Source organism: Paenibacillus sp. JZ16 (assembly GCF_015326965.1).
In the GTDB taxonomy this organism is placed as follows: domain Bacteria; phylum Bacillota; class Bacilli; order Paenibacillales; family Paenibacillaceae; genus Paenibacillus_AQ.
In genome coordinates this window covers 7,210,979-7,236,491 of the sequence record NZ_CP017659.1, presented here as the reverse complement: position 1 = coordinate 7,236,491, position 25,513 = coordinate 7,210,979, and the positions used below count along the sequence as shown (strand labels likewise).

The window sequence follows — 25,513 nt, the reverse complement described above, 5'->3', positions numbered from 1 at the left end:
CAGAGGGGCGGCGTACGTCACTTTTATTTCTACCGTTTCTGATGCTATTTTTTGTTGGCATCCTCGGTTTTCTTCGCTTCTTCGATCGCTTGAGTAGGAGTTTTCTTGCCTTCCACTACAGGCTGAACGCTAGCACGAAGGTTACCAAACGTTTCTTGCGAAACTTTACTGTCAACCGGCGCGCTGATGGAAGCTGCTTTCGCGGCCATAGCGAAACCGTCAAGAGCTACTTGCGGCAATCCAGTCACTTCTACGTCAGCCGCAGGTGTGCCACCGTTAGCCGAAGCGATTTTTTGAATGGACGCCGGGGAAGTCAGATGTTTCAGCAAGGCGATTGCTGCTTCTTTTTTAGCTGCGTCATCATAAGTGGCTTTGGAGAGATAGAAACCGGAACCGAAGCCGCCGACGATATCGTTACCGCTGCCAGCGCCGTCAGGAACTGTCGGGAATGGCAGTACTGTAGAGTTGTCACGGGTTTCATCGCTCCAACCGCCAATGGCCCAAGATCCTTCGATGGTCATGGCAGCAAGGCCTTCACTGTAATAGTTGCCGGACATGCTCAGGTCGATTGTTGCCGCATCTTTAGGGAATGCCCCAAGGTCATACAATTCTTTCATAGCCGCATACGCTTTTTCCCAATTTGGATCGATGCCTTCAAGCAGACCTTTGTTTTGGCCTTCAGGACCTGCTGCAGACAAAATGGTATGCTCGATCAGGTAGTGCGATTGGTCAAATGGTACGGACAAAGGAATAATGCCTTTGGCAGATAACGTTTTCACAGCTGTGGTCAATTTGGCCCAGTCTGTTGGAAGCTCCAAACCATTTTCTTCGAAGATTTTTTTGTTAACGAACAAGCCTTCATAGAAACCGGTCAATGGCGCTGCGTAAATGTTACCGTCTTTTTGCTTGGCAAGCTCGAGCGCATCAGGAATGAAGCCGTTCTTCCACTCAGCGTCCGCGTCGAGAATTTCGTTCAACGGCACAACTTTACCGGCATTGACGAATCCTTCTGCGTCAGCCCCGATGAAGTAGAACAACAAGTCAGGCTCGTTGCCGCTGTTCATGTCGGTGTTCACTTTCGTTCTGAAACCGTCATCATTTGCTGACATGGTGTCGTTGTCTATCTTCACGTTCGGATGTTCCTTCGTGAATTCATCCAACGCTGCCTGGAAGGCTTCGCGAGCTGCGTCAGTTCCTCCGAAAGTCGAGAACACGCGGAGTGAAACCGGAGCGGCTTCATCCTTCTTATCATCGGCCGGCGGAGTTGTTTCCGTCTTCGGAGTTTCTCCTCCTCCAGCAGCAGGAGTGTTGGTGTCACTGTTGTTACCGCATGCTGCGAGGAACATGGAGAGCAGCAACATGACACTCATGAGTAACATGGAAGTCCTTTTCATTTCTAATCCCCCTAAGTATTTTTTCAGAACCCTATGTAAATACTTGCTGTCTACCAGAATTTTATTCCAAGCCCTACTGGTTTCAAAGGGGGACATTCATCTTCTACAGGGGGAAATATTTCCATATCAATCTTTTATTCGCTTCACGCCTCCTTTTTTAGACTAGAAAATGTGCTAGGTATCGAGAAACCAGGTAAAATAAGGTAGTTGCTAGCTGATGATATTGATCGGTACTTCCCTATTGTGAATTTTTCATATGATGAAATAACATCATTAATTTTATTACCAGCATTCGTATTCTTTTAAGCCGCAAAAAAGAGCCTGTCGAGAGAACTCGACAGGCTCTTTTTTAGATCACTTACACCTTACCCACCCAATCCGCACCGGCAACCTCTCGCCAGCGGTTGCGGATCGACTCGTAAATATCCTCCGGCAGCTGCCCTTTTTCCAGTAACGCAGCATTTTGCTCCCACCGCTCCGGATTTGCCGTACCGACGATGGCGGTAGCTACGCCCGGCGTGCTTAAAGTGAATCTTAACGCCGTTTCAACGCCTTGCTGAACATCGGCGAGAAAATCGTAATTCAACTCGCCTAGCCGGATCCAATAAGGATAAGCATAATCCTGTTCGCTTAGCGTTTCGTTCTTCCAGGCAACATTGGCTACCGGACGTTTGGCAATGATCCCTATGCCCTGCTTCATGGCAAGCGGAACCGTGAGATCGATCGCCTCCTGGTCGGCGATGTTCAGCGAAGTTTCAAAGCTGTCGAACACGCCGGTTTGAAGGGCATAGAGCGCATCGGTCGAATCGCCGCTGTAGCCGATGTACCGTGTTTTCCCCTGCTCCTTAGCTCTTCTTAACACTTCAATCACTTCGCCCCGGCGCAAAATCTCTTCCGAGCAGCTGTGAAGATGGATGACATCGACGTGGTCCACCTGCAGTCGCTTCAAGCTGCGGTCAATGCTCTGCGCAAGCATCACGGGATCCCAATCCGGATAATCCAAACCGGAAGCGTGGCCGCATTTCGTAAACAGGTAGTAATCATCTCTTCGACCTGACAAAGCCTTGCCGATTAATTCCTCGCTGTGGCCATAACATTCCGCGGTATCAATCATGTTAAGGCCTGCATCAATGGCACTGTGCAGCAGCCGGTCAACCGTCTTTTGATCCGACTGGCCGATCTCGGCCCCTCCAAATCCCAACACACTAACCTGCATGTCCGTACGTCCAAATGCTCTTCGTTCCATATTCCTTCACTCTCCTCCCTGTTCATCCCATTCATCATTACCCGACATGAATAAACCTGAAAGCCTATTTTCGTTACATTTTCGATTTCACTATATTTATTCTGTTTGAAAGAATGCTCCCCTGCTAGAATCCATAAATGCTAAGACCGCCATCCACCAGCAGCGTTTGCCCGGTCATGTAATTGGCAGCCTCCGACGCCAGGAAAACGACAGGTCCCACCACTTCTTCCAGACTTCCCACGCGCTTAAGCGGTGTCCGGTCCAATATGGCCTGCATATAAGCTTCATCATTAAGCAGCTTCTCCGTCAGCGGAGTCCGGAAATACCAAGGTCCGACCGAGTTAACCTGAATTCCATACTGCGCCCACTCCATCGCAAGCACCTTGGTCATATGGATGAGAGCCGCCTTCGTTGAACCATAAACAACGCCTGTGCGAAGAGCCGTGTGTCCGCCTACGGAAGAGATGTTGATGATTCTTCCATTGCCCTGATCTTTCATAAATCGGGCAGCCGCTTGAGAAGCGACAAAAGCCGATTTCAGATTGGTTTGCACAATCACGTCCCATTCCGAATCCGTCACTTCCAGCGCAGGCGTACGAATGTTCATGCCGGCATTATTCACCAGTATGTCGATTCGTCCTGCCTGATGTACAAATTCTCGAATCGCTCCCTCCATCTCTTCTCTTACGGTCAGATCACCCGGCAGCACAAATGCCTGACCCTGGTTCAAGCTCTTGATCAGATTTGCGGTCTCCTCCAAATCGCTTCGGGTTCGGGACATCAAGCCGACATCGCAGCCGGCCTCTGCCAATCCTATGGCTATGGCGCGTCCGATCCCGCGTCCAGCCCCTGTAACAAAAGCTTTTTTCCCTTCCAGATGAAAGCTCGGTAAATACATACGAATCCCTCCTAAGCACTGATTTGTAACCAAATTTTATAAGCAAACAATGGAGCGTTCCTTAAACTCCGTGAAACAATTCTAGGAATTGAAATATTGCGAAGGATTGTGGCGAACCGGATCAATATACTCCTCATATCGGCCGCCCGTATAAGCTTCAATGACTTTTCGCCAAAAAGCCTGCGCCGGTATATTACTGCTGACTTGCGTCACCTTCCAGCGTCCCTGGAAATGATCAAACAGCCGGGTTGCCGCCCAAGTCCCTAATCCCGTACGCCGATATTTTTGCATAACGAAAAACTCCGTCATGTAATAGTCCGCATCTAGGGCATCATCCATCCGCTCGATCAAGGCAAACCCGGCTGGCCGTTGATCAAATGTAATAAGATAAGGATATTTACGTTCTCGTTTTTTCCAGAATTCATCCAGATCCGGATACGGTAAAAACAGCCCTTGATCATTCACCGAAATATCCAGATACTTGGTAAAATCATATAAGTACAATTGCATCAAGTTTACGATAACGGCTTGTTTCCGCTTGGGAACCAGCTCAATTCCCATACGTTCACATCGATCTGAAATCATGCTGCCGCCTCCCTAAAGCATCTCATCTATCATTTTAATGCTTCTTATCTTCATCGTATTATCCGCTCATTGTGGCACAAGCGCCATATCGGGTTCGTGAGAATCGACCATGGTGATCTGACACACGCAAGCAAGATCGACTTTCCATATGTTACACTAGTAATTAATGACACATGTCATTGCTATAAAGACAATCATTCGAGGTGGAACATGAATATACAAAAAGATATCGACCGTGCAAGACTCGATGAGAAATCGCCGGACATGCCTTGGTTTGTACAGCAATTTATCGACTACAAGCTCCCGGATCTCTCCCCCTCCACCCTGCTCGAATATGTAAGGGATTATGAAACGTTCTTTAATTGGCTCCGTTCGGAGGGGCTGTCACAAGCAGCCTCGAACCGCGAGGTAACGCTGCTTGAGCTGGAGACGCTGCGCATGGACAGCATCACCAGTTACCGGTTATATCTGACTACACGCCGGGAGGGGACCAACTCCAGAATCACGGTTTCCCGCAAGCTCTCATCGCTGCGCTCCCTGTTTCATTATTTAAGCCAGATTGCGGAAGACGAGGAGTTTTACCCGCTTCTCAAGCGTAACATCATGGCTAAAGTAGAAATTAAGCGAATTCATAAACCAAAAGACACGGCTGCCAAGTTAAAAGGAAAAATACTGGAAGAAGAAGAACTTCAGGATTTCATCACTTACATTCACGAAGGTTATGGGCTGGATGTGGAGCAGAACAAACAGGCGCTTTATGCGCATGAACAAAATAAAGTCAGAGATGCCTGTATCGCCAGCCTCATATTAAATTCCGGCCTTCGTGTATCCGAAGTGGTCAATTTGAATCTTGCGGACATCGACCTGAACAATAAAATGCTGCATGTCTATCGTAAAGGTAATAACGACGAAACCTTTAAGACCCCGGTCTACTTCCGTGCGCAAGCCAAAGACGATCTTGAATATTATCTGCAGCTTCGGCAGGCCCGCTACAAGGTGCCAAAAAAAGAAAAAGCTCTGTTCGTTGCACTGCGTAACGGCCAGAATGAAGGGCAGCGCATGACCAAGCGGGCGATTCAGGCGATGATCATCAAATACGCCAAGCGTTTTGGCAAGCCGTCCCTGACCGTTCATAAGCTGCGGCATTCGTTTGCCACCGACTATTATCTGCAAAATGATATTTACAAAACCAAAGAACAATTGGGACACGCGTCCACCGAGACAACTGAAGTGTATGCCCACTTAACGGACAAAACGATGTCCGAGGCGATTGAACGCCGCTCGGAGGACTAACTTCTTCATCATGACAGCAGCAGCGACGTGATCCGCTCCGTGTCATTCCAAGTAAATAGGGGAACCGCTAGCCGCTGCTGCATCTCATGCAGGGCTGACGGTTCCTTTAGCATTTCAGGACGCACGACGATACCCCGGGTCTCCTTAACTTGATCCAGCAGCCCCATGTCCTCCGTTCCCCGCAGCAATACGAGCTTTGGATAAGGCTGCATCTTATAGCCTTCGACAAGCACCAGATCAAAATCACTGTACAAATGGATCAACGACGCAAGTTCCAGCTCCGTTTCCATCAGCATCGCCGTACGCCCCGGTGAAGCGATGGCGATCCCCTCCGCTCCCGCCTCTCGGAATTTGTACGTGTCCGTCCCTTCATGGTCCATTTCGAATCCGTGCCCGTCATGCTTGATGACGGCTGACCGAATGCCATGCCGTTTCAACTGTGGGATCAAGCTGGCAATCAATGTGGTTTTGCCGCTGTTTTTATAACCGCATATCTGGAAAACCTTCATGTCCAGGCCCCCGGCAGAACGAGAACTTGTACGGTTTGGCCTTTAACGGCACCACGAAGCTCTGGCGGAATCACGATTAAACAGTCACTGTCTTTAATCGTGATCATGACACTTGACTCATCAAGGGAAGCAGGTGTCGCTACAAGCTTGCCGTTTGACACCTCCAGGCTCCCCCGGACGAAACGGGTAAAGTTGTTCACTTTCGAATAATCCGAACCCAACTCTGCCGTCCATTCGGTTAAAAACAACTGCTCCATGCCAAGCATCTTTCGGATCGCAGGTCGGACAAACAACAGAAATCCCACATAACAGGCCCCCGGATTACCCGATAACGCAAAGAGCAGCTTGCCCTCCTTCACAGCCGCGGTTGTAACACTTCCGGGCCGCATTGTGACTTTATTAAACAGCATGTCCAGACCTCCGGATGTCACCAGCTCCCCCATAATATCGTAGTCGCCTACAGATACGCCGCCTGTCGTCACCACGATGTCATACACCTGGAGCGCTTCTTCCACCTTTTGGCGGGCGAGCTCGATATCATCCGGGATCGCCTCCATAATCACCGGGACACCACCGGCTTCCCGAATTTGCGATGCGAGCATATAAGTATTGCTGTTGCGAATTTTACCAGGTTCAAGCGGCTCGGTGATGTCCAATAGTTCGCTGCCCGTCGAGAATATTCCTACCACCGGTTGACGATACACTTCAACCTGGTGTATGCCAAAGGTGGCCAGAACCGAAATTTCTCCAGGTCCGATGAGTGTTCCTCTGCGGAGGATCAAATCACCTTCCTGAAGCTCGAATCCGAGGGGAGTAATATTCTTCCCCGTCTCGATGGACCGCTTGAAGCCTACATGGGTAAGGCCATCCTCTGTTCGAAGCTCCGTCGCTTCAAGCATAACGACAGCGTCTGCCCCTTCAGGCACCTGAGCGCCCGTCATGATGCGGGAAGCCTTGCCTTGCTCGATTGAAATGGAAGACACATATCCGCACGGGATCTGGTCGACAACCTCTAGCCACACCTGTTCCCCTAAATCGCATGCGGCTAAATCCGCTGATCGAACGGCATAACCGTCCATGCCCGAACGCGCAAAAGCCGGAAACGGGTGGGGCGCGATCACATCGGAAGCCAGCACACGTCCATCGCTGTCCTGCAGCCGAATAAGCTCCTCCTGACCAAGCTCCGCATTAGAAACGGCTAGCCTTTGCGCGTCCCTTACCTGCAATGCACGCCGATCAAATTTATGATTGTGTTTCTTAGGCAATATCGAATGATTATCCTTCACTACACATTCCTCGCTTTCTGACTCAAAGAAAAAACTGACATTCTTACTGTACTACATTCTGCGCAATCTTCAAACCGAGCTTCCGGTCTCATCCATTCGCCGTTTTGTAGGAGAATCACAACAACCGAGTGTGTATGGGTCACCAGACAAAAAAGCGCATGGTCACTTGACCATGCGCTTGAACTCTTTGCTTTACCTTCGTCCCCTTCGGGAGATCCTGCCAGATCCGATTCGGGTCTTCGGCTTCTTGTACGATTTCTTCGGCGAATCGAACAAACCTCCGCCGCTTTCGCCGCGCTTGATCGTGCCGCGGTCTCCGCCTGTATCCGGATTTCGTCTGAACAGGCTTCCGCCCGTACCGGCAGAATCCTGGCCACGCCGGGTAATCTTCCCGCTCCGGTCCACCGTCAGCGGCGGAGCGATCTTCTTATCCTGGCTTGTTGGCTTCTTATAGTTACCTTGTGCCGGTTTATACACATCTTTACTTGTATACCCCCGGTAACCCCCGCCGCCCATCGAATCGAATAAATTCCCGATCAGAACGGCCGTTAAGTACCCTTGCAGGAAACTTGAATCATAATTGCGCTGAACATACTCCTTGGAGTCGATTTCGATCAGCGTATCGGTCGGCTTCTGGGGATCCTGCTGCAAATGGTAATACTCATCCCCATATACCAGAAACATCCGCTCGGTATCCTCAGGAGACGATTGATCCGGCGTGTTCGCCGCGATGAGCTCGCCTGCGACATCCGGAACGCTTTTATCAGCTGCCCGGTACACATAGGACGTTGCGTTTCCGTCTCGATTGACGGATTCCAGCGGATAGGTATCCTTGATATTCGGCGCTCCGCATCCACTCAATAATGATACGAACAAACTCAGCACCAACATGATTTTTATAGATATAAAAGAGCGTTCCTTCATGCCACCACTCCTAAGTCGCCCGGATAACTCGAACGTCCCCCGGTATCACTTTCTCGCCTTCATACAACATAAACCGCCCGTTCTGCCATTCAATCCGCAGCAGCTTGTAATCGTCCGATTGGTATTGCCATACGTGCTGCTCCCCGCTTTGCGTAAACGCGGTACGACCGGTAATCGAAACATGCCCCCCATATTCCTCTTCCAGATGAAATACATGATCGTCCAGATCGATGATGGATGGTACCTCATCGGGAGAATCCAGCCGTCCATCGATCGGAGCGTATAACGCGTACTGTACCGTCTCGCGTTCTTCGATATGAAGGTAAGCAATGGTGCTGCCATCCTGCAGCGTCAAGACGACCGCATTACGACCGCGATTGTGCACGCGACCCGTGACTTCATAAGTGACCAGAGACACTTCGCAAATATCGCCAGGAGCCAGCTGCAGCATGCTTTTCTCTACCTTGGGCGGCTCCGGCTTACTAAATAAATTGCTGATTCTTTTCCACATACTCATCTTTCCTGTCCCCTATCTCCATTATGCGTTCTATAGGCAAGCGGTAATAATTAACGCCCCAACCACATGCAGCGAACCTGCAAACAAACCGTATCCCGTCTTTCCCTCGCGAGTCCCTTTGTCAAGGTTCAGCTTGCCGAAGTTACGAAGCATGAGCTCTGTTAACGATTCGAGAACCAGCAATATGATAAATGAAATGATCGATACCACAATGGCCTCAAGCAGATGATATGACGTTCCGATCGACACGGATAAAATATACCCTTGTGCGAACAGCTTCAGTATCAGTCTTGTGGTTACCGCCATATTACCCGCTTTCACTTCTTCAAGATCGTTATATTTCGTGAACAGGGAATCCACAAACATCAAAACAAACAACAGCAGCCCACCGACAGCTGTCCAAAGCAATACACGCAAGATCATATCAAAATCCATCTCTAAGCCTCCACATTCAACATACAAACAAACTCCTTGAGCTCGAGCTGCTTCAATCGAAGACAGACGTTCATAAAGGGGATGTGCTCCATGTATATCTACGATCAATCAAACAAAAGCGAAGGAGAAGCACAGCTGTATTCAGCCCTGCTGTTTCTCCCTCGCCCCCTAAACTATATTACCTGTTAGACCACTGGATCCGTTTTTACTTGTTCTCGTACTGTTTCATCAAGGCTGCAAGCTCATCCTCAACGACTTTGTCCTTGCCAAGGTTCTCAAACTCTTCATCAAGGGATTTCTCTTTTGCCGACATTTCATTGCTTGCTTCCGCACGTGCTTCCATAGCGAGCATCTTCTCTTCCATACGTTTCAATCCAGCCGATGCTGTGTCGGAACCAAACCCGTTCATCGCTTTGTTGATCTCGGTTTGCGCTTTAGCCGCATTATAACGGGCGACCAAAGTTTCGCGCTTGTTCTTCATCGCGGTAAGCTGCTTACGCATTTCTTCCAGCTTGCCGCGCAGATTGTCAGCTGCCAGTTTGTTCTGATCGTAGCTTGCTTTGTACTCATCACGCTTGGCCTCGGCGGCCTTCTTCTCTTCCAGCGCGCGGCGGGCAAGATCAACGTTTTGAGCTTGTGCTGCCGTATGAGCCTGCTGCGTGCGTTTTTCAACAAGTGCAGCTTGCTCTTCATAAAGTGCTTTAAAGCGTTTCTCGATGGCAATTTGCGAAGCTACTGCTTTCTCGGCATCCTCAAGATCTTCCGTCATATCCCGAATGTACTGATCCGTCATTTTAATCGGGTCTTCCGCCTTGTCGATAATGGCGTTAATATTGGACATGGTCAAATCGCGCAATCTTTTAAATATGGACATCGTTCTCTTCCTCTCGCTTTCACTTTAAAATACTGGTATATGATTAATGTTTACGTTCCATGATCCAAAACGTTTCAAAATATTTTTTATTTAATATCCCCGTTCATACTGCTTGGGAACTTTCTGACCTCCATCAAGCGCCTTGGCTGCGTGAACCGCCCAGTAGGGATCCCGGAGCATTCCCCGGCCGATCGCCACCAGATCCGCTTTGCCTGACAAAATCACCTCTTGCGCGGCATGGTAATCATCCAGCATTCCTACCGCAATCACAGGCACCTTTAACAGCTGCTTGAACTCTGCTGCCAGATCCACCTGGTAACCGGGCTTAGCTTCCGGGCCGCCATTTGCGCCGACCTGGCCTTCTCCCCCCGAGGAGATATGAAAAATATCGACGCCGGCATCCCGGTAACGTGTGCAGACTTCCGCGCAGTACTGCACATCGTAGCCTCCGTCCACGTATTCTTTCGCAGATACCCTCATAATGATCGGCATGCCTTCAGGCAGCACTTCTTTAACCGCTTGAACAACCCGCTCGCCGAATAGAGGGAGATCTTGACCATATTCGTCACTGCGCTGATTCGTGAGCGGCGAATGAAACTGATGAATGAGATAGCCATGGGCGCCATGAATCTCAACGGTATCGAACCCGGCCTCAACAGCTCGACGAGCGCCTTCCTGGAAGGCTTGAATGAGCTCTTCCACTTCCGCCCCGGATAGCACCTTGGGCATTTTGTAGTGGGAGCTGAACGGAATCGCAGAAGGGGCCACCGACGGCTCTGCATCCTGCGCTTTTCTTCCGGCATGCCCAAGCTGGATACCAATCTTGGTCCCATAAGAATGCACGCTCTCCACAATACGGCGATAGGCCGGAATCTGGTTGTCGTCCCATATCCCCGTATCCTGATTCGTGATCCGTCCATCCGGATGGACACCTGTCATTTCCACAATAATTAAGCCAGTACCTCCTACGGCACGGCTGACGTAATGAACAAAATGCCAATCATTCGGAATCCCGTCCTCGGCTTGAACGGAATATTGACACATCGGTGGCATAACAATGCGGTTCTTGAGGGTCAAATTCTTGAAATTGTAAGGTGTAAACAAGTCTGCCAAGCGATTATCTCCTTCCATATCCAAATGATCAAGATGTAATAAAATCTGATACCGGTTATTATACACCTTTCTAAGGGAAAACTAAAAATCATCGCATTCCCATATTGAGGATAATCACCCAATCAACTGGGCATACCATATTAAAAAGCTAAAGGGGCCGATCGTGATGTTCAAACGATACCGCGCAGGAAGCTGCCTGTTGTGGATTATGTTACTCTTTTTAATAGGGCCGGACATTCCGGCAAACGCATCCGATGTACATCGTTTGTCACTTCACCCCCAGGAAACTTCCGTCATGTCGGAGTCCAGTCAGCATGCCAATCAAAGCAAGAACCAAATTTCAGACGATGCGCCGTCTTTAAGTCAATTGCTGAGAAAATACCCGGATACCTTTCGCTCTAGCGGACCCCGGGTCAAACAGATCGCTTTGACCTTTGATGATGTTCCGGATCCCCGATTTACCGGCAAAGTTCTGGACGTCCTTAAAGAGTATCAAGTAAAAGCCACATTCTTTGCAGTGGGGGAACGGGCCAAAAAACACCCCGATCTCGCAAAACGAATCCATGATGAAGGTCACGCCATTGGCAATCACTCCTATAATCATGCGCAGCTGAACAAGTTGAGCCTGGACAAATTTAAAGGCCAAATCGAACGTACCAACACGATCTTGAAGTCACTAACCGGTGTGGATCCGCGGCTAATCCGTCCACCTTACGGCGATATAAATGAAGAGCAGCTACAGTGGGCACGCAAAAACGGGTACAAAGTCGTGAATTGGAATGTTGACTCGCTCGATTGGAAAGGTCTGCCTAAGGAAGGAGTTAAGAGCAACATTCTGTCAGCTGTCGGACCAGGCTCGATCGTACTCCAGCATGCCGGAGGTGGCGTGGGATCGGACCTAACCGGAACGATTGAAGCGCTCCCGGATATTATTACCGAACTGCGGAGAAAGGGATATAGCTTCGTGACACTGCCGGAGATGTTAGGCGTGTCAGAGTCGAGATAGATCCCCATAACATAAAAAGACGGCTGACTGGAGCATTAATCCAGACTAGCCGTCTACCATATTAAAATTGTTTTTCGATGATGATGGATTGAATTATTCGATAATGAACAATTTGATATCCTGGATGCCGAATTGCTTCACGGACGATTGGGAACCCGGGATGAAGATATCAATCTTATTCCCTTTAATAGCCCCGCCGATATCACGTGCTTCTGCCACAAATGCCTTTTTCGGCAGACCTGGATGCTCATGCCCTGTAACAAGCACCTTGGTGCCGAGCGGAATGATTTTTGGGTCGACAGCAATCGTACCAAGCTCAAGGGAATTTCCGAAGTAATCAACAGCGCCCCATTTGCCGTTCTCGCTTGCAGCAGCAGAATATGCGGTTGCTTTGACGGACAATGTTTTGCTGTAATTAAATGTCTTGCCCCATGCTTCCACTACATTCTTCTCAGGGGAAACGCTCAAGCTAGGCGTAAACCCGGAAGCGCCTGGAGCGATGGGTGCAGCAGACGCTGTCGCGTTCATCGATACCGAGCCGGGAATGGTGATTTTCAGACCAGAGTATATATTCGTTGCTTTAATTTTCGGATTGGCTTTCATCAGCTTGTCCATATTAACGCCGTACTGTTTGGACAAATAATAGAAGGTATCGCCGTTCTTCGCTACGTGTACGGAGCTTGCATGGGCTTGCAAGCCGCCTCCGGCAAAAGTCATGCCTAGCGCAACGGCTGTAATGGTAAACCATTTTGCTGTTTTTCCAGCGATCTTATGGTTGAGTCCACGATGTTTAGTCCATGCTTTCATTTGTTGTAACATCTAAAGATGCCTCCTTATATGTAACTTGGTAAATCGGATGTAGTATGTCAACGAACATGAATATATCACAATTTTGTAACCTATACTGCAAGCAATTGTTACCAATACGCAAACAAAAACAGCGACAATTCCTGAAACAATCAGGTATAGCGCTGTTTTCGTCTGATGCAATGTAGATATAAAAGTTACAAAACCTTACTTAAAAACTCTTTCGTACGAGGATGGGTCGGATTGCCAAACAGCTGGTCCGGCGTACCTTCCTCTACGATTTTACCGCCATCCATGAACAGGATCCGATCTCCCACTTCCCGGGCGAAGCCCATCTCATGGGTGACGATGACCATCGTCATCCCGCCATCGGCAAGCTTCTTCATTACCTCCAATACCTCACCCACCATCTCCGGGTCCAGTGCGGAGGTTGGTTCGTCAAACAGCATGACATGCGGCTGCATCGCGAGTGCTCGCGCTATGGCGATTCTCTGCTTCTGTCCACCGGACAGCTGGGAAGGATAAGACTCCTTCTTATCCTGCAGCCCCACCGACTTCAGCAGCTCGTCTGCAGTAGCCTCGGCTTCCTTCGCCGAGACCCCCTTCACCTGAATAGGAGCAAGCGTAATATTCTCGATGACCTTCTTGTGAGGAAACAGGTTAAACTGCTGAAACACCATGCCCATTTTCTCGCGGGTAGCATTGATATTGTGATTCTTGGCGGTGATCAGCTCACCCTCGAACGAAATTTCGCCGCTGGTCGGCACTTCAAGCAAATTGAGACAGCGTAAAAAGGTGCTTTTTCCGGAGCCGCTCGGTCCGATGACAACCACCACTTCTCCTTTTGCAATCTCGATGTTAATGCCCTTCAATATTTCCAGCTTGCCAAATGATTTATGAAGATCCTTAACGGTTATCACTTGCACTCAACTTCCTTTCCCAGACACCCAGAAGCTTCGAAAGAACGAATGTCAGTATAAAGTAGATCAGGGCAGCCACAAGCAGCGGATTTAATGCCGCAAAGGTCATGCCGCGCAAAATCTGGGCTTGATACATAATATCCACCACACCGATAAAGGAGACGATGGAGGATTCCTTAATGATGACAACAAACTCATTACCGATGGCAGGCAAAACGCCTTTTAACGCCTGCGGCAATATAATGTGGCGCATCGCTTTGCCCTTGGTCATTCCGAGGGAACGTGCGGCCTCCAATTGACCGCGGTCCACGCCTTGAATGCCGGCACGGAATATTTCAGCCAGATATGCCGCACTGTTGATAGAAAGCGTCAAAATACCCGACTGTATCGGTGAGAATTTAATATCGAACGCCGCCAAACTGTAATGAATAATAAACAACTGCACCAGCATCGGGGTACCGCGGATGATCTCGATATAAGCGGTAGCCAAAAACTTAAGGATTTTGACACCCGACATCCGCATTAAAGCGATAATCAGACCGAGAATGAATCCGAAGAATACACCAAGTGCCGAAATAAGCAGCGTAAACTGGATGCCCTTGGCATAATAATCGCGATATTTCCAAAAGAATTCAAATGTGTTCAGATTCTCTGCCTTACGACCTGCAGCCAGGTCACTGGCCTCGTCGACAAATTTCTGGATCTGGTCATTCTCCTTCAAGCGCTCAAGTGTAGCATTAATGCTCTTCAGCAGCTCTTCGTTCCCTTTACGAACCCCGATGGCATAGGCGTCGTTCTCAGCCGTCGGTTTAGCGTCCGTGATCGCCATCGTTGCTTCATTCATATTGGTCTTTGCGATCGGATACTCGGCGAGGACAACATCCACGCGTTCAGATTCCAGCTGCAGCAGCAGGTCCGGGATTTTATCCAGTGATATCACATTGGCTTTCGGGATTGTTTTTGCAATGGACTCCTGAATGGAGCTTTTCTGAACCCCGATCCGAGCTCCCTCCAGGCTTTCAAGCGTGTTGAACTTTAGCGCATCTTCCTTACGGACGACGACCGATTGTTCCGCTGCATAATAAGGCTCGGAAAAATCGATGCTTTTTCGGCGTTCTTCCGTCGGATTCATGCCCGATATGACGAAATCCACGCGTCCGCTCGTCAGCTCTGGCAAGAGTGCATCAAAGGAGGTGTCCTTAATAATGAGCTCGGCGCCAAGATCCTTGGCGATTTCCTTCGCGATGTCGATGTCAAATCCGACGATGGTATCCACGCCATCTATCGTTTTATGGAACTCATAAGGTGCATAATCGGCACTCGTACCGAGAATCACCGTTTTCTTCTCACCCTCCGCATGGACGATACTGCCAAAAGACAGCACAACCACCATGAACAGGGTCATCCACGCTGTAAATTTACGTTTCATATGTCTCGTTTCTCCCCTAACTGTTACGTATAGATTCAATCATAGAAAAATGCAACTGAGTCATTATAAAACAGGATGCATGAATATGCAATGAAAATTCATCGGCTCTTATGATCATCATACTTAATAAGCCTTACTAATTGCGTTTGTTTCATTATTTTAATACAATGGTCAATTCATCATACACATAGGATTATGTAACTCTTCATTCCTTTAATCATTTAAACAAATAAATTAGGGGGTAAAATCAGTAGATAGCCATTTTGTGGATAATACTTTGCCCATATAGCCAGTAGAGGGCCATACATTTCTTCCTTCATATTAATGTAAATACAGGCCTTCAGCATTACCCATTAGGTGATAAGAGGATCTAGGGCAAACTCCTTTTTAATGATGCATAATCTATCCGTTCCCTTCCCATCTTATAATAGCGTATGAAATCCGGCACATGATAAATGAACGGTTCCCGGACTGTCTCTTTCACTCCATGATTCATGCAAGCCAGCAGTTGGTTATTAATTAGCTATAGCTTTACTCATATAGGAGGTGTAACCATGCTGTTAGAAGCACTGTATCATGTTCCAAGAGATAAATGGGCTTATGCATATGATACAAAAACCATTCATCTTCGGATCCGAACCAAGAAAAACGACATTGATTCTGTTGTTGCCATGACCGGCGACAAATACGATTGGGACCGTACGTACTTCGAGATCACCATGGAAAAGGCCGCCTCGGATGACATGTTTGATTACTGGGAATGCGGAGTCAGGCCGAAATACAAAAGACTGTCCTACGGCTTTCGGATTCATGCCGGAGATGAGACGGTATATATGGTGGACAGCGGGATTGGATGGGACTATCCTTATCCGCCTGCAGGTTACTTTGAATTTCCGTACATACATGAGATCGATGTATTCAAAGTACCGGAATGGGCCAAAGAAGCCGTGTTTTATCAAATTATGACGGAACGCTTTGCTAACGGAAACCCCGCCACCAATCCTGAAGAAACCGAGGTCTGGGGCGGCAAGCCGGAGGTGGATAATTTCTTCGGCGGTGATCTGCAGGGCGTGCTGGATCATTTGGATGATCTCGTTGATCTGGGTATAAACGCCATTTATTTTACTCCGCTTTTCCTCTCCCCCTCCAATCATAAATATGACACGGTTGATTATAAACAGGTGGATCCGCACTTTGGCGATAATGAGTTGCTGAAAAAAGTAGTAGATTCTTGCCACGCAAAAGGCATTCGAGTGATTCTCGATGCGGTATTCAATCACTGCAGCGAGGAGTTTCCTCCCTTTCAGGACGTGCTGAAGCACGGGGAAAAATCCAGATATGCCGAATGGTTTCATGTGAACCAGTTTCCATGCGAGGTCAAGGATGGCATTCCCAGCTATGACACCTTCGGCTTTTTCGGAAATATGCCGAAATTCAATACCGCCAATCCTGAAGTGAAGGCGTATTTGCTGGGTGTAGCCGAATATTGGATCAAGGAAATCAATCTCGACGGCTGGCGTCTGGACGTTGCCAATGAAATTGACCATCATTTTTGGCGGGATTTCAGACAGGTAGTCAAGAAAGCCAACCCTGAAGCTTATATCGTGGGCGAGGTGTGGTCGGACTCCTTAATCTGGCTGCAGGGTGACCAGTTTGATTCCGTGATGAATTATCCTTTTGCCGATAAGGTCCTGGAATTCTTCAATGGCAACATGGACGGGCTCACGTTTGCCAACCGCATCGGTTCGATCCTGATGCGATATCCGCAGCAGACCAACGAAGTGGTCTTTAATCTGCTGTGCAGCCACGATACGCCGCGGCTGCTTACCCGTGTGGGTGGAGATATCCGGCGCATGAAACTCACGGTTGTATTTCTGTTTACATTCATGGGAACGCCGTGCATCTTTTATGGCGACGAAATCGGATTGACAGGGGACGGAGATCCCGACTGCCGCAAATGCATGGAATGGGATCCTAAGAAACGAAATCAAGAGCTCTATAAGTTTTATCAAGGGATGATCGCGCTTCGGAAAAAGCATAAGGCGCTGAGACAGGGACGCTTCCGCTTCCTGCAAGCGAATCTCCATGATCCTTGCATTGTGTACGAGCGTGCGGACGAGACCATGCATTTTATCGTCTGGATGAACAACAGCGACTCGAAGCGGACCATCTCGCATCCTATTGTCACGACCGATTGGATTGATGCCGAGACGAAGGATCCCGTAAAACCGGTAAACGGTACGATGCATATCGATTTAGAACCATACTCGTATCGAATTTTATGCCGGCAATTGAAACATTCGTAAACCCATCTTATGTAAACCACTGACACCGTAAAATCCATACCAGGCTTTAACGAACATAGGGGTGCAAGGATAGCAGCGTTATTCAGCTATCCTTGCACCCCTGTGTCTTGTTGCCGTTTTTAAGCATGAGATTTGGTGATTTGCTGGTAGATCTCCTGATATTCCTTGGCCGAAACGTTCCAGCTGTAATCTCCGCCCAACGCATTCTTGCTCACTTTACGCCAGTGCTCAGGCTGGCGGTAAATAGCGGTCGCGCGCCGGATCGTGTTCATCATATCATGCGCATTGTAATCCTTAAAGGAGAATCCGTTCCCTTCCCCCGTATATTCGTTGTATGCATGAACTGTATCATTCAGTCCGCCTGTTTCGCGGACAATCGGCACACTGCCGTACCGCATGGCGATGAGTTGGCTGATACCGCACGGTTCAAATTTGGAAGGCATCAGGAACAGGTCGCTGCCAGCGTAGAAGCGCCGAGATAACGGTTCATTAAAGCGAATCTGGGCCGACATTTTATTGGGATACCGATTCGCCGCTTCCCGGAACCAATGTTCATAAGAAGGGTCCCCCGTTCCCAGGACAACAAATTGAATCTCATCGTAGTAGAGCAGCTCATCCAGAATCCGAATGACCAGATCGAGTCCCTTCGAATCGACCAGCCGCGTCACCATGGACATCAACGGAATATGCGGTGCCACGGGAAGATTCAACTCTTCCTGCAAGGCAATTTTGTTCTGCGTTTTTTTATTCAGACCGCTCCGGTACTTCATCGCGATATGCGAATCGGTCGCCGGGTTGTAGCTCTTGGTATCAATGCCATTCACGATACCGCTTAATCTCGAACCTTGGGCTGACAAAAGCCCGTCGAGGCCGTATCCGTAATAACCGGTCTGAATCTCCGAGGCATAAGTCGGGCTTACCGTCGTTACATGGTCTGCATAGACGATGCCCGCTTTCATGAAATTTACGTTTCCGTAATATTCCACGCCTTCCGCTGTAAAATGGCGGCTGTGGATTCCAAGCAGATCGACCAGCACCTCGTACGGAAACACACCTTGATACAACAAATTGTGGATTGTAAATACGGTTCGTATTCCCGCATAGTAGGGATCATGACGGTAGACATCTTCAAGGAGAAGCGGAATCATGGCCGTATGCCAATCATGGCAGTGAAGCACGTCCGGCTGAAAGTCGATAACCGGCAATAGCTCAAGGACGGCACGGTTGAAGAACGAAAAGCGTTCGCCATCGTCCATGTAGCCGTAAATGCCGTCGCGGCCAAAATAATATTCATTATCTATGAAATAGATCGTGACCCCGCCCTCAACCAGGGACTCGATGCCGCAATACTGCTCGCGCCAGCCTACCCGAACCCGGGTTTCCCCTACATGCGCCATGCGCTCCCGGTAGTCCTCAGGAATTCCCCGATATTTGGGCAGAACCACCCGAATATCCTCGCCCATGCCATGAAGGGATTTAGGCAAAGCAGCGATCACATCCGCCAATCCGCCTGTTTTGATGTACGGTCCACACTCTGAGGCTGCAAATAACAATTTCAATCCTGCTTCCCCCTTTGATTTCGCTTGGTTTTTCGTGCCGTCTTTTCTTTTACTTTTGCCGCCTTCAGTGAAACGTCCTCTTGAGCCCGCGGCTTTCTGGAACGCGGCTTTTTCTTTAATACCACCATACTCAGCGGAGGCAGCTTGATCTCCAGGCTGTATGTTTGGCCATGCCAGACCATTTTCTCCGCTTTCATGACTTCGTTATTGACCAGTCCGGAGCCGCCATAATCGGTGTGATCGGAATTCAATATTTCCACGTACTGCCCCGATCTCGGTAAGCCGATCCGATATTGGTCATATGCCCGGGGCTGAAAATTAATGACGATGATCAGTGTATCACCAGGTTTTGCGCCCACTCTCATGTACGATAGGACACTTTGCTCATGATCATCGGCGCTAAGCCACTCAAAGCCTTCCCATCTGTGATCCTGCTCCCATAGCGCCTTCTCCTCCACATACATGCGGTTTAACGCTGACGTATAAGCCAGCTGCTTCCGGTGGCTTTCGTAGTCCAGCAGCAGCCAATCCAGCTGCTCCTGATCCTTCCATTCAATGAACTGGCCGAACTCGCCCCCCATAAACAGCAGCTTCTTGCCGGGCTGGGTGATCTGATATCCGAGCAAAATCCGGAGGCCCGCAAACTTCTGTTCATAACTCCCCGGCATTTTATTAAGCAGTGATTTCTTCCCATGAACTACTTCATCGTGGGACAGCGGTAATGTAAAATTCTCTGAATAGGCATAACAAATGGGAAATGTTAGTAAATTATGATGGGTAGGCCGCTGATCGAATTCTTGCTCCACATAGGACAGCGTGTCATTCATCCAGCCCATATTCCATTTGTAATTAAACCCGAGACCTCCCTCGTGCACGGGTGCGGTAACCCCTGCCCATGCGCTGGATTCCTCGGCCATCATCAAGGCATTCGGGTAATACCGAAACACGGCTTTATTCAATTCCTGCAGAAAGGATATCGCTTCAAGATTTTCCACCCCACCATGCGCATTAAGGCTGTACTGACCTTCTCGCTTTTCAAAATCCAGCCGGATCATGCTTGTCACGGCGTCAACACGAAGACCATCAATATGATACATATCCATCCAAAATAAGGCATTGGAGATGAGGAATGAAATCACCTCTGGCTTGGCATAATCGAAAGACAGTGTTCCCCAGCCCGGTTTCTCTGCTTTTTGCGGATCTGCGTACTCATAAAGAGGCGCCCCGTCAAACAGCCGAAGCCCGTGGGCATCCTTGGCAAAATGTGCGGGCACCCAGTCGAGCAGCACGCCGATACCTGCTTGATGCAGCTGATCAACAAGATACATGAAATCATGGGGACTTCCGTATCTGCTGGTCAGCGCAAAGAATCCGGTTCCCTGATACCCCCATGAAAGGTCATACGGATGCTCAGCCAAGGGCATGAATTCCACATGGGTATAACACATCTCCACCAAGTAAGGAATCAGTAGGCCAGCCAGTTCGCGGTATGTATAGAACGAGCCGTCCGCCTTTTGCCGCCAGGTTCCAAAATGCATTTCATATATGTTCATCGGCTTGGTGTAAGGGGATTTGTTCTTTCTTTTCCATGCAGCATCTTGCCAATGATATCCAGAGAGATCGGTCACAACCGATGCCGTTGCAGGTCGAACTTCGGCTTGAAACGCGTATGGATCGGCCTTCAAGAACGTTTCTCCATACGGTCCGGTGATATGATATTTGTAATAAGTTCCAGTCTGCATCCCAGGGAAAAACCGACTCCAAATTCCCGAATCGGGTATCCTATATAACGTGTCTTGGGAACCGTCCCAGCCGTTCCAGTCTCCGGCAAGACCCACCTGCCTTGCATTTGGAGCCCATACCGTAAACCGCACGCCTTCTTCTCCATCTTCAGTTGCACGGTGTGCGCCCATGCATTGGTAACTGTGATACCAGGTTCCTTCATGAAATAAATACAATTGTTCCGGAGTCATGTTTCCTTCCCTAACTGCTTGGTTCAATCATCGTCACCCGCTTTTTCTTAAAAATCCATATTATTAGTGCTATTACCCCATTCTAACCATGTTGAAAATAAAAAATGTCCCTGAAAAATAATTTTGTAATTTTCATTTTACTTTTTCAATATAATCGTTTCAAACCCCGGGAATGTCGTTTATGTAATGTACAACGTGAAAATACATTGGGAGGGAAACGTGATGAAGAGAAAAGACTGTATTGCTATGCTTCTGGCCGGTGGAGAGGGTAAACGATTAGCTCCCCTTACGTCCAAGCTGGCAAAACCCGCCGTTCCTTTTGGCGGACATTATCGTATAATCGATTTTCCTCTCAGCAATTGTGTGAACTCCGGAATCGATACGGTTGGAGTACTTACACAATATGAGGCAGAATCATTACACGAACATATCGGTGAAGGTGAACCCTGGGGACTAACACATACAGGACGCGAAGGCATTGCTCTGCTTCCATCCAACAGTACACACCAAGATGGATACTTGGGTACAGCAGACGCCATTTATAAAAACATTCCATACATCGATGATCAAAATCCCGAACACGTCCTCATTCTATCCGGGGACCATATTTACCAGATGGATTACCGCGAAATGCTTGAAGCTCACATGAAACAAGCGGCTCCTGCCACGATCTCCGTGATGGAAGTGCCATGGGAAGACGCCAGCCGGTTCGGCGTCATGAGCGTTGATGACAATCTCAATATCACCCAATTTGCCGAAAAGCCGGCAGAACCGCAAAGCAACCTTGCCTCAATGGGCATTTATTTGTTCCGTTGGGACTATCTGAAGCAGCACCTCATTGAGGATGCGGCTGATCCAAACTCCAGCCATGACTTCGGGAAGGATGTCATCCCGAAGATGCTGTCCGGAGAAGAGTCGCTGCTTGCGTTTCGCTTCCAGGGCTACTGGCGCGATGTGGGCACCGTAGAGAGCCTCTGGGAAGCCCACATGGATGTGCTTAGCCAAAACGAGCTCGTTCTGGAGAGATCCGATTGGCCCATGTATACCCGTGCATGGAAGACCAAACTTTCGGCAGCGCGGACACGCAATGCGGAACACACGGACTGCTTGATTCATGACCAATGCACCTTCGAAGGAAAAGCCAAGAGCTCCGTTATATTCTGCGGTGCGGAGATCGGCAAATACTCCATCGTCAAGGACAGTGTGGTCATGCCGAATGCCAAAATCGGCAAAGGTGTCCATATCGAGCATGCTATTATTGGCGAGGGAGCGATCATCAAGGATGGAGCGATTGTAAAAGGAGCCCCTGGCAACGTTGTGGTCGTTGGACCTTACGAGACGGTGCTTCCGAAACCAACCATTCGTACCCAACCGTCCCGACTGCTTCAGGATGTATACGAAAAAGGACGCTTGCGGGCGAATGTCTCTTCATCTTAAACGAGTTTCTTCAACAGAATATTAGCTCTGAGATAAATCCTTCAGACTTTTATACAAAAAAGCGATCCGTGACGGATCGCTTTTTCTCATGTATCGTGCCCTGCTGACTGTGTCTTAAGCGCATGCGACATAGATTGGTAACACGGTAAAATTATTACATAAACCTCTTCTCATATAAATTCACGAAGCGACCACCCATATCCTGCTTAGCCACGAACAGAAATCCTTGGCGCTGATAAAATTGATTCAGCGTTGGCAGATGGGATACGCAATCCAGTCTGAAACCCTGTTTACCCTTGGATAACAAATACGATTCCGCAAAAGAAATCATCTTTGTTCCCAGCTCCAGTCCCCGATAGGAAGCGCGTACGGTCAGCCGATGCAAATAACCATAGGCCGGATCGTCCCGATTTCCCCAATAGGCTGGATCCCTATACTGTAACGTAAACATGCCGACGGCCATGTCTCTATGCCATAGGATGAACACTTCGCGCTCCGCCAGGTACTGCTCCATCAAGTCCAAGGAAAAGAGCGATGGACTCCACTGCTTGCGCCCTTGCTGCTCCATTACCTCCGCCGCTTCCTTGAGAAGCGACAGCATTTCCCCTGCCTGTTCTGCTTCAGCCGCCTTTAATTCAAACAGACCTTGCTCCGTAGAAAACGTTGCTGCTGTGTATCCCACTTCTGCACTCTCCCTTTTAAACAGCCCCACAAAGTGGAGTCTATCTATGCTTCGAAACTTGTGCCAAATACTTTGCGAGACCCGAATACAATACACATTACCCCACAAAGTGGAGCCTATGCTTACAGTTAATCTTAAGAAAAAGCTTTGCCGGTAACCCGGCAAAGCTTATACGGTCGGTCCGGCTACGTCATCCTCACCGTTCTCTAATCCGCCGGCCATCGGTATTTTCCCTTCAGGCAGCGGCAGCTTGACAATAACAGACGTTCCGTGCCCGAGCTCGCTTTCCATCTCCATCGTGCCCCCATGGAGCTCAATGAGCTGCTGCGTAATCGCAAGGCCCAGTCCCGTTCCCCCGTTAAGCGGATTAACCTGGAAGAACCGGTCCTTTACCCGCCGGAGATGTTCGTCCGATATGCCAATACCGTGATCTTCCACGGTTACGATAACAAACTTGTCTTCCATAGCGAAGGACAGGTTGATCACTCCGTTCTCATGCGAGAATTTAACCGCGTTGTCCACAATGTTCAGAAACACCTGTTTCAACCGGTTGGCGTCCCCATAGATAATCGGTTTTTCGTCGGACTCCAGTTTGATCTGGATGCCCCTCTTCTCGGCCTTTGTCCACAGATTGAGCATAATCTCTTGCAGAAGCTCCCGTAAATTCACGATACCCTTCACAAGTTTCATCTCATTCTGCTGGAGCTTGGAGAAGTCGAGCAACTCTTCAACAAGACCGATCAAACGATCGGTTTCCTTAGAAATAATCTGCATCCCGATCTTCGTTTCTTCCGGATCATAGCCACCGGAGTCGAGCGTTTCACTCCAGCCCTTAATGCTTGTGAGCGGAGTCCGCAGCTCATGCGAAATGGATGAAACAAAATCATCCTTTACCTGATTGCTTCGTACAATCTCCTGCGCCATGTAGTTCAGGGTTGACGACAGCTCACCAAGCTCGTATTTATAATCGCCTTTGATTCTCACGTTAAACCTGCCCTTGGCCATCTGCGCCGATACCGTGGTAATGTTGTTGAGCGGCTTTACGATGGAGTTGGCCAGCCCGATGCTGAAGGCAAGCACGAGCGCTAGCACGGCCCCACCGATGCTGACGGCAAACAGCGTGATTTTCATTAGCTTGTCGTTAATGAACTCAAGCGAAGTCACATAGCGAAGAATGTACGTTTTCTCAAATCCGTTCGAAACGGATTGAGATACAGCCATGACGATCTGCCCCGTACCTTGCTGCTTACCAATCCAATGGCCCGTATTGCCTGCAAGCGCTTGGGTGACATCACTGGTCTTGATGGTCTGCTCGATTTCGAAACCGGTGGATGTGGAGAGAACTTGACCACCCGGATTCAAAATTTGAAGCTCCGTTGTATACAATTCAAAATGACGAATCATCTCACTCAGCTGGTTGACGTTGTCCGTTGACGTCAATCGGAAGGGCTGATAAAAAGCGTTGGCGGTATTTATATGATTCACAATATGATTGTATACCGTATCGTAATAATACGATCGTAAAGCGATTAGAAATATAACCTCAATCAGCAGCAAGGCGATGAACACTACCAGGAAGTAGTGCAGCACGATTTGCCGCCGAATGCCTTTTTTGATGATCATTGTCCCTGACCCTTCCATTTATAGCCGTGTCCCCATACCGTCTGGAGGTATTCCGGCTCGGAAGGATTGCCTTCGATTTTTTGGCGTAATCTCCGAATGTTCACGTCCACGATTTTGGGGTCACCCATATATTCTTTGCCCCATACATGATCGAGCAGCACATCACGACTAAGCGGCGTGTTTTCTTTCTCCAGGAAAAACTGCACCAGCGAAAATTCTGTTGGCGTCAGCTCCACCGGCTGCCCGTTCTTCTTAAACTGCTTGGAGATCAGATCCAGCGTAAAGGGACCTGATTGAAACGATACCTTGGCGGTTCCCGCACGCTGGACATTCACCCTCCGCAGTAGAGATTGCAGTCTAGCGATTAACTCCGTCGGACTGAACGGTTTGCTTACGTGGTCATCGGCCCCGACGGAGAGGGCATACACTTTATCCTGCTCCTGAACTTTTGCCGTCAGGAAAATAATACCGATCCGCTCGTTCGTTTCCCGAATTCTGCGGCAAACTTCAAATCCGTCAATCCCTGGTACCATGACATCAAGCAAGGCGATATCGATATCTGGCGTCGTTTGCAGCAAACGAAGGGCTTCGTTGCCATCCCCAGTCTCCAGGACGTCAAAGCCGTTTCGTTTCAGATTAATTACGATAAAACTGCGGATAGATTCTTCATCTTCTAATATGAGCACTTTACTCAAGG

Annotated in this window: 23 protein-coding genes; 4 read left to right on the top strand and 19 right to left on the bottom strand. The window is 48.8% G+C overall.

The genetic code is table 11. From position 1 onward, the window contains the following. Window positions 1-44 precede the first annotated feature (44 nt). From BJP58_RS32515 to BJP58_RS32500, 4 genes are all read right to left on the bottom strand, one after another. Window positions 45-1,394: an ABC transporter substrate-binding protein gene (locus tag BJP58_RS32515; RefSeq protein ID WP_194542103.1), complete on the bottom strand. Its 1,350-nt coding sequence runs from the start codon at window positions 1,392-1,394 to the stop codon at window positions 45-47. 358 nt (window positions 1,395-1,752) lie between these two features. Further along, entirely contained in the window at window positions 1,753-2,640 is an 888-nt protein-coding gene (locus tag BJP58_RS32510) for an aldo/keto reductase (protein ID WP_194542102.1), read from the bottom strand. Window positions 2,641-2,764: 124 nt separating this feature from the next. Continuing rightward, complete coding sequence (locus BJP58_RS32505; protein ID WP_194542101.1) at window positions 2,765-3,538, bottom strand: SDR family NAD(P)-dependent oxidoreductase; 774 nt, start codon at window positions 3,536-3,538, stop codon at window positions 2,765-2,767. 81 nt (window positions 3,539-3,619) lie between these two features. Next, window positions 3,620-4,123 carry a GNAT family N-acetyltransferase gene (locus BJP58_RS32500; RefSeq protein WP_194542100.1) on the bottom strand — a complete coding sequence of 168 codons (504 nt, stop codon included), beginning with the start codon at window positions 4,121-4,123 and terminating at the stop codon, window positions 3,620-3,622. 210 nt (window positions 4,124-4,333) lie between these two features. Here BJP58_RS32500 and xerS point away from each other — a divergent pair, with 210 nt between their 5' ends. Then, entirely contained in the window at window positions 4,334-5,416 is a 1,083-nt protein-coding gene (xerS, locus tag BJP58_RS32495) for a tyrosine recombinase XerS (RefSeq protein ID WP_194542099.1), read from the top strand. Between the two features lie 8 nt (window positions 5,417-5,424). Here xerS and mobB read toward each other — a convergent pair whose 3' ends face one another. From mobB to BJP58_RS32460, 7 genes are all read right to left on the bottom strand, one after another. Next, window positions 5,425-5,925, bottom strand: a complete 501-nt coding sequence (mobB, locus tag BJP58_RS32490) for a molybdopterin-guanine dinucleotide biosynthesis protein B (RefSeq protein WP_194542098.1) — start codon at window positions 5,923-5,925, stop codon at window positions 5,425-5,427. Beyond that, the gene (locus tag BJP58_RS32485) at window positions 5,922-7,211 is read right to left on the bottom strand and encodes a molybdopterin molybdotransferase MoeA (protein ID WP_194542097.1); all 1,290 of its coding nucleotides are present in this window, start codon (window positions 7,209-7,211) and stop codon (window positions 5,922-5,924) included. Before BJP58_RS32485 ends, mobB begins: the two co-directional genes overlap by 4 nt. Before the next feature lie 192 nt (window positions 7,212-7,403). After that, on the bottom strand, window positions 7,404-8,135 hold the full coding sequence (locus tag BJP58_RS32480) for a DUF4247 domain-containing protein (protein ID WP_194542096.1): 732 nt from the start codon (window positions 8,133-8,135) through the stop codon (window positions 7,404-7,406). Window positions 8,136-8,145: 10 nt separating this feature from the next. Beyond that, the gene (locus BJP58_RS32475) at window positions 8,146-8,652 is read right to left on the bottom strand and encodes a DUF4178 domain-containing protein (protein ID WP_076321199.1); all 507 of its coding nucleotides are present in this window, start codon (window positions 8,650-8,652) and stop codon (window positions 8,146-8,148) included. Between the two features lie 30 nt (window positions 8,653-8,682). Beyond that, the gene (locus tag BJP58_RS32470) at window positions 8,683-9,087 is read right to left on the bottom strand and encodes a DUF350 domain-containing protein (RefSeq protein WP_071218177.1); all 405 of its coding nucleotides are present in this window, start codon (window positions 9,085-9,087) and stop codon (window positions 8,683-8,685) included. Between the two features lie 205 nt (window positions 9,088-9,292). Beyond that, the gene (locus BJP58_RS32465; RefSeq protein WP_071218178.1) at window positions 9,293-9,961 is read right to left on the bottom strand and encodes a PspA/IM30 family protein; all 669 of its coding nucleotides are present in this window, start codon (window positions 9,959-9,961) and stop codon (window positions 9,293-9,295) included. Between the two features lie 90 nt (window positions 9,962-10,051). Next, window positions 10,052-11,074, bottom strand: a complete 1,023-nt coding sequence (locus BJP58_RS32460) for an NADH:flavin oxidoreductase/NADH oxidase (protein ID WP_194542095.1) — start codon at window positions 11,072-11,074, stop codon at window positions 10,052-10,054. Between the two features lie 166 nt (window positions 11,075-11,240). Between BJP58_RS32460 and BJP58_RS32455 the strand changes: the two genes are divergently transcribed. Then, window positions 11,241-12,080, top strand: a complete 840-nt coding sequence (locus BJP58_RS32455) for a polysaccharide deacetylase family protein (protein WP_194542094.1) — start codon at window positions 11,241-11,243, stop codon at window positions 12,078-12,080. Between the two features lie 93 nt (window positions 12,081-12,173). Here BJP58_RS32455 and BJP58_RS32450 read toward each other — a convergent pair whose 3' ends face one another. From BJP58_RS32450 to BJP58_RS32440, 3 genes are all read right to left on the bottom strand, one after another. Then, entirely contained in the window at window positions 12,174-12,899 is a 726-nt protein-coding gene (locus tag BJP58_RS32450) for a 3D domain-containing protein (RefSeq protein WP_194542093.1), read from the bottom strand. A gap of 185 nt (window positions 12,900-13,084) precedes the next feature. Beyond that, window positions 13,085-13,807, bottom strand: a complete 723-nt coding sequence (locus tag BJP58_RS32445; protein WP_194542092.1) for an amino acid ABC transporter ATP-binding protein — start codon at window positions 13,805-13,807, stop codon at window positions 13,085-13,087. Further along, window positions 13,794-15,236: an ABC transporter substrate-binding protein/permease gene (locus tag BJP58_RS32440; RefSeq protein WP_194542091.1), complete on the bottom strand. Its 1,443-nt coding sequence runs from the start codon at window positions 15,234-15,236 to the stop codon at window positions 13,794-13,796. Before BJP58_RS32440 ends, BJP58_RS32445 begins: the two co-directional genes overlap by 14 nt. A gap of 554 nt (window positions 15,237-15,790) precedes the next feature. On the opposite strand from BJP58_RS32440, the gene BJP58_RS32435 reads away from it, so the two are divergent. After that, complete coding sequence (locus tag BJP58_RS32435; RefSeq protein ID WP_194542090.1) at window positions 15,791-17,542, top strand: alpha-glycosidase; 1,752 nt, start codon at window positions 15,791-15,793, stop codon at window positions 17,540-17,542. Window positions 17,543-17,661: 119 nt separating this feature from the next. Here the strand turns inward: BJP58_RS32435 and glgA are convergent, their stop codons facing one another. Further along, window positions 17,662-19,101 (bottom strand): glycogen synthase GlgA, encoded by a 1,440-nt coding sequence (glgA, locus tag BJP58_RS32430; protein ID WP_194542089.1) that lies wholly within the window; start codon window positions 19,099-19,101, stop codon window positions 17,662-17,664. Next, window positions 19,098-21,074 (bottom strand): 1,4-alpha-glucan branching protein GlgB, encoded by a 1,977-nt coding sequence (gene glgB, locus BJP58_RS32425; RefSeq protein WP_194542088.1) that lies wholly within the window; start codon window positions 21,072-21,074, stop codon window positions 19,098-19,100. The genes glgA and glgB overlap by 4 nt, the downstream gene beginning before the upstream one ends. Before the next feature lie 222 nt (window positions 21,075-21,296). On the opposite strand from glgB, the gene BJP58_RS32420 reads away from it, so the two are divergent. Further along, the gene (locus tag BJP58_RS32420) at window positions 21,297-22,511 is read left to right on the top strand and encodes a glucose-1-phosphate adenylyltransferase (RefSeq protein WP_194542087.1); all 1,215 of its coding nucleotides are present in this window, start codon (window positions 21,297-21,299) and stop codon (window positions 22,509-22,511) included. A 154-nt stretch (window positions 22,512-22,665) separates the two neighbouring features. On the opposite strand, the gene BJP58_RS32415 is transcribed toward BJP58_RS32420, so the two are convergent. From BJP58_RS32415 to BJP58_RS32405, 3 genes are all read right to left on the bottom strand, one after another. Then, window positions 22,666-23,193, bottom strand: a complete 528-nt coding sequence (locus BJP58_RS32415) for a GNAT family N-acetyltransferase (protein WP_194542086.1) — start codon at window positions 23,191-23,193, stop codon at window positions 22,666-22,668. A gap of 168 nt (window positions 23,194-23,361) precedes the next feature. After that, window positions 23,362-24,816 carry a sensor histidine kinase gene (locus tag BJP58_RS32410; RefSeq protein ID WP_194542085.1) on the bottom strand — a complete coding sequence of 485 codons (1,455 nt, stop codon included), beginning with the start codon at window positions 24,814-24,816 and terminating at the stop codon, window positions 23,362-23,364. Beyond that, window positions 24,813-25,511 carry a response regulator transcription factor gene (locus BJP58_RS32405; RefSeq protein WP_076321185.1) on the bottom strand — a complete coding sequence of 233 codons (699 nt, stop codon included), beginning with the start codon at window positions 25,509-25,511 and terminating at the stop codon, window positions 24,813-24,815. The genes BJP58_RS32410 and BJP58_RS32405 overlap by 4 nt, the downstream gene beginning before the upstream one ends. Between the last annotated feature and the right edge of the window lie 2 nt (window positions 25,512-25,513).